The organism is Bacillus sp. FDAARGOS_235, from assembly GCF_002073415.2.
GTDB classification, from domain to species: domain Bacteria; phylum Bacillota; class Bacilli; order Bacillales; family Bacillaceae_G; genus Bacillus_A; species Bacillus_A toyonensis.
Genome location: NZ_CP020437.2, coordinates 3,205,130 through 3,220,040, shown reverse-complemented (window position 1 = coordinate 3,220,040; position 14,911 = coordinate 3,205,130). Strand labels below are relative to the sequence as shown.

The following is a 14,911-nucleotide window of genomic DNA, read 5'->3' as shown; positions in this document are numbered from 1 at the left end:
CTCCTTCTCCGAATTTAACACCATTAGAATGGTTTAACAGATTTACTATACACGTCCATTTTCATACTGTATAATACATCTTTAATTATCAATCCATTCCTTTTGGTCTATAGAAAGGAGAGTCAAAATGGAACTTCTTCAACTAAAATACTTTCAAACAGTTGCACGATTAGAACATATGACAAAAGCCGCTGAAGAATTGCATATCGCACAGCCTTCGCTCAGCAAAACAATTGCTAGACTAGAAAAAGACTTAGGCGTCCCGTTATTTGATCGCCAAGGTCGACAAATTACATTAAACTCTTTCGGGAAAGTATTCTTAAAACGAGTAGAGCGCATTTTTCATGAATTAAGTGAAGGCGAACGAGAAATTAAAGATTTAGCTAACTTACAACAAAGCTCTATTACGCTGGCCGTTTCTATTCCAAGAATATTACCAGAACTACTCGGTTCTTTTTTACTAGAACATCCTAACGTTCGGTTCCAACAATTTCTCGCATCTACTCCTTCTATGAAACGACAACTAGATAATATAGAAATTGACTTTTGCATTTCTTCTGTGCCAATTGAAGGCGAGGAGATTATTTGGGAACCACTTATTACAGAAGAAATTTTCTTAGTCGTCCCTTCAGGCCACCGTTTATCAGGACGTGAAAATATCTATCTTCATGAAGTAAAGAACGAACCGTTTATTAGTATGAACACTGGTTATGGATTTCGACACTTAACAGATGAATTTTGTAAAGAAGCTGGCTTCACTCCACATATCGCTTTTGAAGTAGATGAACCAACCGTGATTAGCGACCTTATTAAGCAAGGTCTCGGCATCGCTTTTGTACCAAGTTTAACTTTATTAAAAAACTCTACTTTAGCATTAAATAAATTACGTATTATTGAACCGAATTGCGAGCGAACCATCGGCTTAAGTTGGTCGAAGAAACGCTATCTATCAAAAACTGCCCAGCAATTCCGTGAATTCGTGATTGACTACTTCTCCAATATTAGGTCATAAAATTATATCGATCATAACTTCAAATATATCGACGTTTCGCCAAGAAATATTGATTTATCAACAAATAACGACACAAATAGAAGGTGCCACCCCCATAGGGTGGCACCTTCTATTTCTTACTCTTCTCTAATTCCATTTCAGCTAAAAGTGGTAGTACATTATCAAAAATATGCGTATTATTATTTTCGCCTGTTACGTACCCACCGTAATATCTACTAAATACATTATCATTTCGGAATGTGGCCATATGTTCATACAATTCCGTCGCAAACTTTGTATCACCTGTTTGTAGTACGTACAAAATCGTTAATCCGTAAGCAGCTGGTGATTCATAATCCACAGTTTGTTTTCCCGTTTCTAAATTATAACGGCCGTATAACTTTCCGTCCTTCTGGAACTTCTTCTTTATGAATTCCAAATAAGCATCTGATGAAAGCCCCCCTAAACTACGATGATATGCAACGTATGATTGGTCAATAAGATTCACTTCTTTATCGTACGTAAATGTACCATCTTCCTTATACTCTTTCGGGAATACCCAGCCATGCCTTGGATAATTCGCTAGAAATTGAACCACTTCTTGATACTGCTCAGCAGAAACTTTTCCATACTTTTTCATGTACGAGAATGCATGCGGATTTATGTATGATGTTGTTGCAAAACCACTTTGCTTCCCTGCATCCGCGTCATAATAATCAACGTAATAATTATCTTTCTTATTGTAACGAAGTACAGCATCACTCAATTGATCTGCAAGGTTTTTATAACGATCTTCCTTATACATTTCATAAGCACGATATAATTGTTCTATAATACGAAGATCATCTATAAGTGCATTTGTAGCTGACTGCATTTCTCCCTTTTCAGAGACTTTCCATAAAACGATACGATCCTTATGTACAAAGTTATTTTGAACGACCTTTACTTGTTCATCAAATAACGCTTGATCATCTTTATCCAATGTATATTGTAGCCATAGCCCTGCCGATTCTGATAAAGCTTCACGGCCTTTCGCTTCCCCAGTACCTGCCTTTGTATCTTCTAAACGGTAGGTGGCAAGTGTCCCATTTTCATTCACCATATGTCTTAAAATAAAATGTTCCGTACGGTTTCCTTGTAAGGCTGACCAAAATACAATTCCACCTAAGGCGATTAAGAGAATAACTCCAATCCCTATATATAAACGTTTCCGCAATCTTTTCACCTCCCTAATAAGGCTAACCTTAATTTTACCAGAACATACGTAAATTAAAAAAGACAATCTATTAGATTGTCTCCCGCATTTCTACCCCTCACAAACCTCTTTAGAAGGTCTATATAGTGATTCCACAAGTCGGTCATATTCACGACGTGTAATTTCTTTATTATACAACTTCAATAATAAATCTCTATGCTCTTTTGAAAACGCCATCTTTTTAATGACTTCAGGATACATAAAACACCCTCTCCATTTCACATAAACTTCTCCAACCACAAAATGGAACTTATGTTCGTATAAAAGATTATAAAATATTCCTAGATAAAAAACAAACAAAATATTATTAAACGTTAATTTCTTTCTATTTATAATATTCAAACATCATATTACCATATTCACTTTTTAAATACATATATATTTTTGGCAGTTTATTGAATAAATCTTCCAATTCAATCAGAAAATAATGGCAAAAAAGAAGAGGAGTATATATATGGATACCGTAACATTAGCAAGAGCGTTTTTTGGTTCTTCATTAGCATTCCACATTATCTTTGCAACACTTGGAGTCGGGCTATCTTTGATGATTTTTATAAGTGAGATACTCTATCACTGGAAGAAAGATTCCGACTATGCCATTATGGCAAAAAGATGGACAAAGGCTTTTGCTATTCTTCTCGGTGTAGCAATTCCAACTGGAACAATTGTTGGTGTACAAATCTCACTTCTTTGGCCTGGTTTCGCCAAAATTGTTGGGCAAGTTATTTCTGTTCCCTTTCAAATTGAAATTTTCGCCTTCTTTTTAGAAGCTTTATTCATGTCTATTTATGTATATGCGGCTGATAAATTACCTCCATTCATGAGATTAATCTCACTCTTTTTCGTCATGATTGGTGCCACGGCATCCGCCGTGCTTATTACATCAGCAAATACATGGATGAATACACCCGCAGGCTTTTCCATGGGGCCAGATGGATCGGTTTTTAACGTTGATCCGTGGAAAGCTTTCTTTAATCCGAGCTTTGGCACAAGCGCATTCCACGTCGTTATTACAGCCTATGCGACTGGAGCAGCCGTCATTGCCTCTATCGCTGGATTTAAATTATTAAAGAAGAATGTAAGTGAGCGTGAAGTGGCTTATCATAAAAAGGGACTACTGTTAGGACTCGTCGTGACATTTATTACAGGTGCTACGATGTGGCTTTCGGGGCACGAATCAGCAATCGCCTTACATAAGCATTCACCTGAAAAACTTGCATCTGCTGAAGCTTTATTTGAAACGACATCACATGCTCCCTTATCAATTGGCGGGGTTGTGGATCCTAACACACTTGAACTAAACTATGCGCTGGAAATTCCGAACATGCTTAGCCTTTTAGTGGGACTAGACCCTAGCACCGTCGTAAAAGGTTTAAAGGAATTCCCACAAGAAACATGGCCACCATTTTACACACATACGCTGTTCAACTTAATGGTCGGCACCGCTGCCTTTACCTTTGCAGTTGCAGCAATCGCTCTCTTATATTGGTACTTCGTTTACCGAAAAAAAGGAACCGAGTTACCGAAATGGCTTCTTTTGGGAGCTGCCGCATGTGGACCAGTTATGATGCTCGGTATTGAATTCGGATGGATTTTCAGCTGTAGCGGTCGTCAGCCGTGGACAATTTATGGTATGCAGCGTACAGTCGATGCTTCTACACGCGCTGATTTCGTCGGTCCTTTATTTATTCTATTCATTATTTTATATATCGGACTCGGTATTTTAACAGTCTTTGTACTACGGACATTCTTTAAGAGACATCCGCTAAAGAATGATTTACATCACCAAGGAGGCGATTCTCGTGCATGAGGAAAGCATTGCAATCATCATCTTATGGGCTCTTATTTTCGTATACAGTATATTAGGGTCCATTGATTTTGGAGCGGGTTTTTGGGGCATGGTATATGCGAAACATCCAACACTTGCTGCCAAGCTTGCCAATCGATACTTATCACCAACTTGGGAAGTAACAAATACGTTTCTTGTCTTTGTCGTTGTCGCTTTCCTTGGTTTCTTTCCGAAAGCAGCCTTTACCCTTGCAACCGTTATGTTCGTACCAGTCATGCTAATTCTAGTACTCGTTGCAATTCGTAGTACATTTATGGTATTTGCTTACTCTCTGCCGAAGTACCAACATCTTCTTCGGATTATTTCAGGTATTACAGGGCTCTTAATTCCAGCCCTATTAATTACCGTTTTACCTGTTACAGAGGGTGCCTACATTACAATGGCTGAAGGAAAAGAAGTACTCCTTTACGGAAAACTTCTTTCTAGTCCTGTTATTTATTGTTATATGCTATTCGGACTAACTTCGGAACTGTTTCTATCTTCTCTCTTTCTCGCGGATTTTGCGAGAGAGCAAGGTTCAGAAGATGCATATAGAATTTATAGAAGAAATGCCATCATACTTGGTCCTGCAACGCTCGTTACGGCAATTATAGCTCTCGTTGTAATGGACCCACAAACACACTGGCTAATGCAAGGATTAATAAAGCAATTCCCATGGTTTACAGTCTCTATCATTTTATTTGTTATCGGCTATTCCTCCCTTTGGTGGACAAATAAGAAATATAGCACACTAGGGTTTCCTCGCATTGCAGTTTTAGCTGTCGTCGCTCAATATGCATTTGCAAGCTACGCTTACGGCGTCGCTCATTTACCGTATATCATTTACCCGGATGTAACTGTATTTACAAGCTTTACAACAGTCGAAACATTCTATGCGCTTCTTATCCTCTACGCAATCGGGATTGCAATTTTACTACCCGGATTCATTTTCTTCTGGAATTTATTCTTGAAGGATCGAACTTTTTTGAAGGAAAAATAACAAAGTGAAACTTTAATCAGTAAGGGTTTTGTTCATCCCCACTGATTATTAACCTTCACCAATCAGGCGTTTACGGGCAGCAGGACTTCCACCTAACTTCTTTGCTCCAGCCGAATTTTGAGGTAGGAGTCTTACTGCCCACAAATAGCGGAATAAATGAGGGGCATTCGTACATAGAATGCCCCTCATTTATTAGACTCCTCTCCTAATAGTTATTTCACTAGTATGTATACTTGTCCTATAGCTTGAAAAACACATATTCACTTTCTTCTATTATACGTCTAGTTCCTCTTATTCTTTTTCGAATATACTACCAATACAGACCTTGAGACAAGCTACATTGATTCAAGGAAAAATAGAAAGGTAGGTAAAATATGAGCATTGAGATATGGATTACTATTATTGTATTCTTCTTAACGATGATTGTTATCTTTTGGCGACCTCGTGGCTTAAATGAGGCATGGCCAGCAGCAATTGGCGCTGGTATTATCCTCATTACTGGACTTGTCTCAAGGCCAGATGTCATAGACATTATAAGTAAAATCGGAGGCGCTTCCATAACGATATTGGCGACCATCGTTATGGCAGTTATATTAGAAAGCTTCGGCTTCTTCCATTGGGCTGCAGCAAAACTCGCAAATTTAGCGAAAGGTTCTGGACGCCGCCTATACTGGTATATTCAATTACTATGCTTTCTTATGACTCTTTTATTTAATAATGACGGTAGTATTTTGATTACAACCCCAATTCTAATCCTTCTTCTGAAAAATCTTCAATTAAAGCCTCATCAACAAATTCCTTATTTATTAAGCGGTGCTTTAATCGCCACTGCTTCTAGTGCACCAATCGGTGTAAGTAATATCGTAAACTTAATCGCATTAAATATCGTTAATATGACTCTTTATATGCATACTGCTATGATGTTTGTACCTGCAACATTAGGATTATTGTTTATGTCATGGCTCATGTACACTGTTTTAAAGAAAAAATTACCAGAGAAATTACCGGTTTCTTCATATGATATTGAAGAAATTTTCTTCACGAAAAACTTCCATCCGTTAAAAGGAAACAATTCTGTTGATACGAAACAAAAACGTACAAAATTCATGTTAAAAGTATTAGGTTTTGTCTTCCTTATGCGCTGTCTTCTGTTCGTTGCATCCTTCTTATCTATCCCAATCGAAATCGTTGCAGTGCTAGGTTCCCTCGTTCTTCTTATCTGGAGATGGTACTACTTACGAACAAACCCTGTCGATATTTTAAAAAAGACACCGTGGCACATTTTAATCTTCGCCTTCTCTATGTACGTCATTATTTACGGGCTTCACAACGCAGGATTAACAGCCGCACTTGTGCAATGGCTCGAGCCACTTGTAAGTCAGCATTTACTCTATGCTAGCTTTGCAATGGGCGGACTTGTATCCATCCTCTCTAACGTCTTCAATAACCACCCTGCCCTTATGATTGGTACAATCACATTAACAGAAATGGGGCTAGATCCAGTCACATTAAAAACAATCTACCTCGCAAACATTATTGGTAGTGACATCGGTTCACTATTATTACCAATCGGTACACTAGCTTCCCTCATCTGGATGTATATTCTGAAACAAAACAAAATTAAAGTAAAATGGAAAGATTATTTAAGCGTATCTCTCATCGTTATTCCTCTCACAACAGTCGTCACATTATTCCTCTTATACTACTGGGTACACCTCTTCTTTGCCTTATAAAGAAAACAGAAGCCCCCTTTGCTACCGTCTTAGCAAAGGGGGCTTTTTCTATAATTAAGTTAGGTACTACAGTGTGATCAATCAAGTAAAGAGGTGTAACGTGTTATTGGTATAAATGACTACCAGTATCTTTAAATTCTTTCGCCTTCTCTTTCATTCCTTTTTCAATTGCTTCTGTCGTTTCTAAGTCATTTTCTTTCGCATATTCACGAATATCATGTGAAATTCTCATACTACAAAACTTCGGTCCACACATTGAACAAAAATGAGCTGTTTTCGCTCCTTCTGCTGGTAACGTTTCATCGTGATACTCCATCGCACGTTCAGGATCTAAAGACAAATTAAATTGATCGCGCCAACGAAATTCGAAACGTGCTTTTGAAAGTGCGTCATCACGCTGATGAGCCGTTTTATGCCCTTTCGCAAGATCAGCCGCATGTGCTGCAATTTTATACGTAATAACCCCTTCTCGAACATCATCTTTATTTGGTAAACCTAAATGTTCTTTCGGCGTTACATAACAAAGCATCGCCGTTCCAAGCCAGCCGATCATTGCTGCTCCAATTGCGGATGTAATATGGTCATATCCTGGTGCAATATCTGTCGTTAGCGGCCCAAGTGTATAAAATGGCGCGCCCTGACAAATATCAAGTTCTTTCTCCATATTTTCTTTAATTAAGTGCATCGGTACATGTCCAGGTCCTTCAATCATAACTTGCACATCATGTTTCCAAGCGATTTTCGTCAATTCACCAAGCGTTTCAAGCTCCGAGAACTGCGCTTCGTCATTTGCATCTGCAATCGAACCTGGACGTAATCCATCTCCAAGCGAGAATGAAACATCGTACTGCTTCATAATTTCACAAATCTCTTCAAAATGAGTATATAGGAAGTTTTCTTTATGATGGAATAAACACCACTGCGCCATAATCGAACCACCGCGTGAAACGATACCTGTCGTACGTTTTGCAGTAATTGGAATGTAACGAAGTAATACACCAGCGTGAATCGTAAAGTAATCAACGCCTTGCTCCGCTTGCTCAATTAACGTATCACGGTACACTTCCCACGTTAAATCTTCTGCAATTCCGTTTACTTTCTCAAGCGCTTGATAAATGGGCACAGTTCCAACCGGTACAGGAGCATTACGAATAATCCATTCGCGCGTCGTATGAATATTTTTACCTGTAGATAAATCCATAATCGTATCTGCACCCCAGCGCGTTGCCCATGTCATCTTCTCTACTTCTTCTGCAATAGAAGAAGATACAGCAGAGTTTCCGATATTTGCATTTACCTTCACATGAAAGTTACGTCCGATAATCATCGGTTCTGCTTCCGGATGGTTAATATTCGCTGGTAAAATCGCACGACCTTCTGCAATTTCCTTACGAACAAACTCAGGCTCCACTCCTTCACGAATCGCAACATACTCCATCTCAGACGTAATAATGCCATTACGCGCATAGTGCATTTGCGTAACATTTGCACCTTCCTTCGCTCTAAGCGGCTTACGATCCATTTGCGGGAAAACAGGTGTATGTTTCGAAGCCACTTTCACACCGTCATCCTCTGGTTTTACTTCACGCCCTTCGTATGCCTCTACATCCCCGCGCTCCATGACCCAAGAATGACGCGGCGTTGGAATCCCCTTTTCCAGCTCCACTTTATAGGCCGGATCCGTATAAGGACCACTCGTATCATACACACGGATGGGCGGATTTTGGACACCATTCGTATCGCTTTGTGCAATCTCACGCATCGGTACTTTCATACCTTCCCGTGGTCCATCTACATACACTTTCTTACTTCCTGGTAAACTCGATTTCAATTCAATTTGTTCAGCTGAAACAGATTGTTTCATAACCTTTGTTGCCCCCCTGTACGTGACAAGGACGAGATATGGCCAGCGTATGCCAAAACAAAAAGAGCCAGGTCCATAAAAAAATAAGGACCTGGCTCATAAAAGACATCATTATGTAAAGCCGCTAACTTCCCTACGCTGGTACGAGCCAGATCAGGTCCAAAGGGTTAAGAAGTTCACGCGCTTCTCTCTCAGCCTACGCATACGTTAGGCACCCCTAGTTTATCACTGATTTAATTTTCAATACTTTCTCATCATACACGATAATCTGAAAAATGAAAAGTTTATTTCTTTTATTGTTTATGGAATCATCCACGTTAAATAATATGCCTGTACATACGTCATAATACCAACGATAATAACGAAGAACAAACTATGCTTCACTGTAAAACGGAACAAATCCGACTCTTTTCCGGCAAGTCCAACTGCAGCACAAGCAATTGCAATCGATTGCGGAGAAATCATCTTACCTGTTACACCACCTGTTGTATTTGCCGCAACGAGAAGTACTTCAGATACGCCAACTTGCTGTGCCGTAATTGCTTGTAAATTCGAGAACAGTGCGTTCGCAGACGTATCGGATCCTGTTAAGAATACACCAATCCAACCTAGGAATGGTGAGAAGAAAGGGAATAGTCCGCCAGTTCCTGCTAGCGCTAGCGCTAATGTAGAAGATAGACCAGAATAGTTTGCGATAAATGCGAATCCTAATACGAATCCGATAGATAGAATTGGCATCTTAAGTTCGTTTAACGTTTCTTTAAATGTCGCTACTGCATCTTTTGCACTCATTTTCAAAATAAAGATAGAAATAATACAAGCAATTAAAATTGCCGTTCCAGTCGCTGATAAAACATCTAATTTCAAAATTGCTTCATAAGGCGTTGGTTTATTTACTATCGGCTCTGCTTTCATTACTAAATTGTGTAAGCCTGGAACTTCAAACTTAAATACAAGACTTTCTAAAGCGCCTCCTGGAGCAAATAAAGATTTAAAGAAGCTTTGGCTCCAAACAACTACCATAACCGTTAAAATAATGAACGGAGACCATGCTTTCACTACTTTTCCTATTGTGAGTTTTGGCATAGATGTCGTCGTTGTTGCCGCTACTTCACTATTTGCTTGTTTAGATTGATAGATTTCTTTCGGCTGCCAAACTTTTAAGAACAGCGCTAAACTCACTAAACTTACAAGTGCTGACGTAATATCCGGAAGCTCCGGCCCTAGAAACGTTGCTGTAATAAACTGTGTAATTGCAAATGAACTACCTGCTACAAGTAACGCAGGCCACGTTTGTTTTACCCCTTTAAACCCATCCATTAAAAATACGATGAAGAACGGAACAAATAATGATAGAAACGGTAACTGATGTCCAGCCATTTGTCCGATTTTATGTGGATCAATACCCGTTACTTGTCCAGCAACTGTAATCGGAATTCCCATCGCTCCAAATGCTACCGGTGCAGTATTTGCGATTAAACAAAGACCAGCCGCATATAAAGGATTTAATCCGAGACCTGCTAGAAGCGCTGCCGTGATTGCTACTGGTGCACCGAATCCCGCAGCCCCTTCTAAAAATGCTCCGAATGAAAAACCAATTAAAATAACGAGTAAACGGTGATCATTTGTAATAGATAATACAGATGCACGAATGACATCGAATTGACCTGTTTTTACGGAAATTTTATACAAAAATACCGACATAATGATAATCCAAGCAATTGGCCATAGTCCGTATAAAAAACCGTATCCGGTTGCTGCCATCGCCATCGTAAACGGCATTTTATAAGCGAATAACGCTACTAAAATTGTAAGTACAACTGTAATAAATCCTGCCACATACCCCTTCATGCGGAAAACTGCTAAAGCTAAGAAAAAAAAGATGATTGGAATAAGTGCGACTGCTGCCGAAATCCAAATGTTACCGAACGGATCATAAACTTGTGTCCATGTGTTCATTGTTCTCTCCCCCTAAAGAATCCCCTTTTAAATAGAATAACCTCATCAATAGACTATCAGGTCATCATACCTTTAAGTCTAAAAATAAAAAACGTTCAAGAAAACGTTTTCATCTAATCCCATTTATACTTTATCACAGCGTTTTCCATAAAAAAAGATTTTTTTGAAAATTTTATTATTTAAAGAAAAAATCTTACAAAATCGTCACGTTCTTGTAATGTTCATCGATAGTAAGCTTGTAAAAATTACTGCATAATAATAGTATAACAACGGAAATTATTTATGAGGTGATATATATGAATGGAAACAAAATACTAGCTGCTTTATCATACTTTAGTGTACTATTTGCCCCTATCTTATTCCCAATCATCGTTTGGATTGTGGGGGATGCTGAAACAAAGCCACATGCAAAACGTGCTCTATGGACACATATCATTCCAAGTATCGCTACATTTATCGGCGTAGCTATTTTAGGAATTATGGGCATCGGATCGGACCAACCAGATGTAACACTTGGAATTGGAGCAATGATTGTCTTAGCTATTTGCGGAATCATCAGCTTATACTACTTCATCTGGAACATTGTAAAAGGAATTAAAGTGCTGAAAGCTTAATTTTAAACAAACGTTTGTTTAAAAAAAGGACACTTGCAATTTGCAAGTGTCCTTTTTCCGATTAGTGTGAGCTAATAATTAGCGGGGGATGCCCCTACTGATTAAAGTTTCACTTTATCTTCTTCGTTTCTTCTTTTTTCTCATCATTTTCTTTCGGCGCGTATTCGTTTTATCCGCTATAATGTGAAGCGTGCTCGCCACAACAATTCCCATTAGGAACGTTTTAATTTCCACCTCATGTTTTTTCGCAATTTCTATTAAGTTCCCGTCCAGTGCTATTACATTTAATAGAAATAAAAACGGAGAAAATACGATTAACATGTATGCAATACGAATTACATCACCAAGTATAATCGTATGTGTAAGAAAGGAACGATGTGGCATTACTTTCTTATACGGATACCAAAATATACGCAGGAATCCCCATTTATTATACGCATTACTGTACGTATCTAAATCAGGTGTTAAAAATGAAGTACCTACTAAAAAGCCAATTGCAAAAGTTAATAAAAAATCAAAATTTGTTAATCCATACGAAAAGAGCAGAAACAAAACAACCGGAAGGGATATTAAGTTTATTTTCGTATGCGTTTTTCCTGATGGCATAATGCACTTCCTCGCTTACGTTCGCCCTGTCACTCTATGACAGTTCTCACCTATTGATCTAATTTCTGATCGATAAATGATGTGTCTATATCCGAACCAAACCATTCTGCCAACTTCACTCGTGCCTTATCTTTCACATCTTCATTGACATATAATGACGCCTGTATTAGTGCCGCCGTTAATGCCCCTAAATCGTCCGTATAACCAACTCCAGCAATGAAATCTGGGATGGCATCAATCGGTGCAATAAAATAAGCAAGTGCTCCAATTACAATAATTTTCACCCGCTTTGGAACATCAGGTCTTTGCAAAACGTAAAACAGTAATAAACTGGCATAAATGACCGACTGTCCGGCTTGCTTTGCAACATGTTTTACTTTTTTCCAAAACGCTTCAACTGAAAATTTTTGTTTCATGTAAAAGCCCCCCTATTTTTCAAAAGAAATAAGCTACAATATATTACCAGTAAAAGTTCATCAAAATTACACATAATCTATCAATGAATTTTTATTTTAACAAACAAACCTAAAAAGAACAAGTGTTCGTTAATTTTCATACCCTTTCCTTCATATAATAGTTTTCTAGACAAACCATTACATATTTCCATTTCTTATTTCTCAACCATGAAAATTTTCACTTTCACTTAACATTCTTCTCTATCTTTGTTATATTTTCTAGTTGACGGACATATAAACGAATGATAAAGTTTTCTCTGGTAGTGACAAAACACATACAAAAAATGTAAAATGTTATAGTGTTTCTCAGAAATGAATTTTGTTGTATAATACAGAAATGACGTTATACTTATGAGCAGCAAAAGAAACCAAAAAAGGGTATGCATAGTTAAAGTCGTATATGGGTGAATATAGAAGCTCTAATTATGGCAAAAGAAACTATGTATTTTTTATTTTAGCATTTTTCGCTCCAAAATCGACCAAGCCTGATAGAGAAAGGGTGGAAATGAATGAAAGAAACCTTGAAATCACAATTTCAAAATGTGCGTTTCACTTTATTCGTAGCTTTAGCCGTATGGCTGAAAACCTACATTATTACACGCACAAGCTTTGATTTAAAACTTGAATCTTTCATGCAAGAATTCATTTTATTCATTAGTCCATTAGCAGCATCATTACTGTTTGTGGGACTTGCATTATTTGCAAAAGGAAAAAAACGTAACTATATAGCACTTGGAATTAATTTTGTTTTAACGTTCATTCTTGTTGGTAACGTAATGTTCTACGGATTCTACAATGACTTCGTTACTTTACCAGTACTAGGGCAAACTTCTAACTTTGGAAGCTTAGGTTCTAGTGTGAAAGAATTATTTAACTACAAAATTATCCTTGCATTTGCGGATATTATCGTATTCTTCATCTTACTAAAGAAGAAGAAAAACTTTGCACCGACAGAGCGTGTAGCACGTCCGATGCGTTCTCTATACTTCGTGTCAACAGTTGCTATTTTCTTCGTAAACCTAGGGTTTGCAGAAGCTGAACGTCCAGAACTATTAACACGTTCATTCGACCGCGTTATGCTTGTTAAAAACTTAGGATTATATGTACACCAAGCATACGATCTTGGCTTACAAGCGAAGTCAAGTTCACAAAAGGCATTTGCAGACGGTAGTAAATTACAAGAAACAGAAAACTATGTGAAAACAACACAAAGTAAACCAGATCCAAATATGTTCGGTACTGCAAAAGGAAAAAACGTAATTGTTGTCTCTCTTGAGTCATTACAAACATTCTTAATTGGCGCAACAGTTAACGGACAAGAAGTTACACCATTCTTAAACCAATTTACGAAAGAAAGTTATTACTTTGATAACTTCTTCCATCAAACTGGGCAAGGTAAAACATCTGATGCTGAATTCTTAGTAGATACTTCTTTATATCCACTAGACCGTGGTGCTGTATTCTTCACACACGGTAACAACGAATACACAGCAACTCCAGAAATTTTACGTCAGCAAGGGTACCACACATCGGTATTCCACGCAAACAACGCAACATTCTGGAACCGTAACATTATGTATCCGGCACTTGGTTATGATCGTTACTACAACGAGCTTGACTACAAGATTACGCCAGAAACAAAATTAAATTGGGGATTAAAAGATATCGAATACTTCGATCAATCTATCGATATGTTAAAAGAAGTGAAGCAACCGTTCTACACTCGCTTCCTTACTTTAACAAACCATTACCCATTCACTTATGATGACAACACGAAATTAATCGATGAATATAATTCTGGTGATGGCGTGTTTGACCGTTACATGGTAACTGCTCGCTATTTAGACGAAGCAATGAAACATTTTATTGAGCGTCTAAAAGCAGAAGGCATTTACGACAACTCTGTGATCGTATTCTACGGTGATCACTATGGTATTTCTGAAAACCATAACCGTGCAATGGCACAGTTCTTAGGAAAAGAAGAAATTACTGCATTTGACCATATGAACTTACAAAAAACACCGATGTTTATTCACGTTCCAGGTCAAAAAGAAGGTAAAACAATTTCAAAACCAACTGGTGAAATTGATATTAAACCAACTATTCTAAACTTACTTGGTGTAGATTCTACGAATCAAATTCAATTTGGCCATGACGTATTCTCACCTGATAATAAAGGATTCGTTGTTCTTCGTGACGGTAGCTTCATTACAGATAAGTACATGTACACGAACAGTACATTCTACGACCGTGCTACTGGCGAAGTTGTACAATTACCGAAAGAAGAATCTCAACCACTCATTGATCGTGCCCAAAATGAATTGAACATGTCAGACAAACTCATTGAAGGTGACTTACTTCGCTTCTCTGAAAGTAACAAGATTAAAACTGGTGAAGTAAAAACAGCTATTAAAGAAGAAAAGAAGAGCGCTGAGTAATCTCAGCCTCTTTTTTATTTTCCGCTATCCTTCTTCTCCTATTCATTAACTTTAAAATTACATAACCTTTACCAAATATTCACACCACATTAACGAAACATCTCTATAATAAAATATGCAAACGAGGTTCTACATATTTCTTATCTCTCATCTTCAATAAGATCCCTT

General features: G+C 37.9%; 13 protein-coding genes and 1 riboswitch. Of the genes, 6 read left to right on the top strand and 7 right to left on the bottom strand.

Annotated features, from left to right (window positions below):
• Positions 1–127 precede the first annotated feature (127 nt).
• Positions 128–1,012, top strand: coding sequence for a LysR family transcriptional regulator (locus A6J74_RS18440; protein WP_000421931.1), 885 nt, complete (start codon positions 128–130; stop codon positions 1,010–1,012).
• A gap of 109 nt (positions 1,013–1,121) precedes the next feature.
• Here A6J74_RS18440 and A6J74_RS18435 read toward each other — a convergent pair whose 3' ends face one another.
• Both A6J74_RS18435 and A6J74_RS30055 read right to left on the bottom strand, forming a co-directional pair.
• Positions 1,122–2,207, bottom strand: a complete 1,086-nt coding sequence (locus A6J74_RS18435) for a hypothetical protein (protein WP_001231685.1) — start codon at positions 2,205–2,207, stop codon at positions 1,122–1,124.
• A 90-nt stretch (positions 2,208–2,297) separates the two neighbouring features.
• The gene (locus tag A6J74_RS30055) at positions 2,298–2,447 is read right to left on the bottom strand and encodes a hypothetical protein (protein ID WP_000283176.1); all 150 of its coding nucleotides are present in this window, start codon (positions 2,445–2,447) and stop codon (positions 2,298–2,300) included.
• 253 nt (positions 2,448–2,700) lie between these two features.
• On the opposite strand from A6J74_RS30055, the gene cydA reads away from it, so the two are divergent.
• Both cydA and A6J74_RS18425 read left to right on the top strand, forming a co-directional pair.
• Positions 2,701–4,056 carry a cytochrome ubiquinol oxidase subunit I gene (gene cydA, locus A6J74_RS18430; RefSeq protein ID WP_000381963.1) on the top strand — a complete coding sequence of 452 codons (1,356 nt, stop codon included), beginning with the start codon at positions 2,701–2,703 and terminating at the stop codon, positions 4,054–4,056.
• A complete protein-coding gene (locus A6J74_RS18425) occupies positions 4,049–5,074 on the top strand; it encodes a cytochrome d ubiquinol oxidase subunit II (protein WP_000544171.1) in 1,026 nt (341 codons plus the stop codon). Before cydA ends, A6J74_RS18425 begins: the two co-directional genes overlap by 8 nt.
• A gap of 48 nt (positions 5,075–5,122) precedes the next feature.
• Here A6J74_RS18425 and A6J74_RS30050 read toward each other — a convergent pair whose 3' ends face one another.
• The gene (locus tag A6J74_RS30050; protein WP_001214071.1) at positions 5,123–5,263 is read right to left on the bottom strand and encodes a hypothetical protein; all 141 of its coding nucleotides are present in this window, start codon (positions 5,261–5,263) and stop codon (positions 5,123–5,125) included.
• A gap of 185 nt (positions 5,264–5,448) precedes the next feature.
• Between A6J74_RS30050 and A6J74_RS18420 the strand changes: the two genes are divergently transcribed.
• The gene (locus A6J74_RS18420) at positions 5,449–6,807 is read left to right on the top strand and encodes an arsenic transporter (RefSeq protein ID WP_000021138.1); all 1,359 of its coding nucleotides are present in this window, start codon (positions 5,449–5,451) and stop codon (positions 6,805–6,807) included.
• Positions 6,808–6,910: 103 nt separating this feature from the next.
• Here A6J74_RS18420 and thiC read toward each other — a convergent pair whose 3' ends face one another.
• Together thiC and lldP are read right to left on the bottom strand one after the other, a co-directional pair.
• A complete protein-coding gene (thiC, locus tag A6J74_RS18415; RefSeq protein WP_000814457.1) occupies positions 6,911–8,671 on the bottom strand; it encodes a phosphomethylpyrimidine synthase ThiC in 1,761 nt (586 codons plus the stop codon).
• A 113-nt stretch (positions 8,672–8,784) separates the two neighbouring features.
• Positions 8,785–8,900: riboswitch (TPP riboswitch) on the bottom strand.
• A 71-nt stretch (positions 8,901–8,971) separates the two neighbouring features.
• Positions 8,972–10,630 carry an L-lactate permease gene (gene lldP, locus A6J74_RS18410; protein WP_001099311.1) on the bottom strand — a complete coding sequence of 553 codons (1,659 nt, stop codon included), beginning with the start codon at positions 10,628–10,630 and terminating at the stop codon, positions 8,972–8,974.
• Between the two features lie 296 nt (positions 10,631–10,926).
• Between lldP and A6J74_RS18405 the strand changes: the two genes are divergently transcribed.
• Entirely contained in the window at positions 10,927–11,244 is a 318-nt protein-coding gene (locus A6J74_RS18405; RefSeq protein ID WP_001014094.1) for a magnetosome magnetite crystal formation protein family, read from the top strand.
• A 114-nt stretch (positions 11,245–11,358) separates the two neighbouring features.
• Here the strand turns inward: A6J74_RS18405 and A6J74_RS18400 are convergent, their stop codons facing one another.
• Both A6J74_RS18400 and A6J74_RS18395 read right to left on the bottom strand, forming a co-directional pair.
• Entirely contained in the window at positions 11,359–11,850 is a 492-nt protein-coding gene (locus A6J74_RS18400) for a metal-binding protein (RefSeq protein WP_001139015.1), read from the bottom strand.
• A 50-nt stretch (positions 11,851–11,900) separates the two neighbouring features.
• Entirely contained in the window at positions 11,901–12,266 is a 366-nt protein-coding gene (locus tag A6J74_RS18395) for a YkvA family protein (RefSeq protein ID WP_000810376.1), read from the bottom strand.
• Positions 12,267–12,814: 548 nt separating this feature from the next.
• On the opposite strand from A6J74_RS18395, the gene A6J74_RS18385 reads away from it, so the two are divergent.
• Positions 12,815–14,743 (top strand): LTA synthase family protein, encoded by a 1,929-nt coding sequence (locus tag A6J74_RS18385; RefSeq protein ID WP_000665340.1) that lies wholly within the window; start codon positions 12,815–12,817, stop codon positions 14,741–14,743.
• The last annotated feature ends 168 nt before the right edge of the window (positions 14,744–14,911 follow it).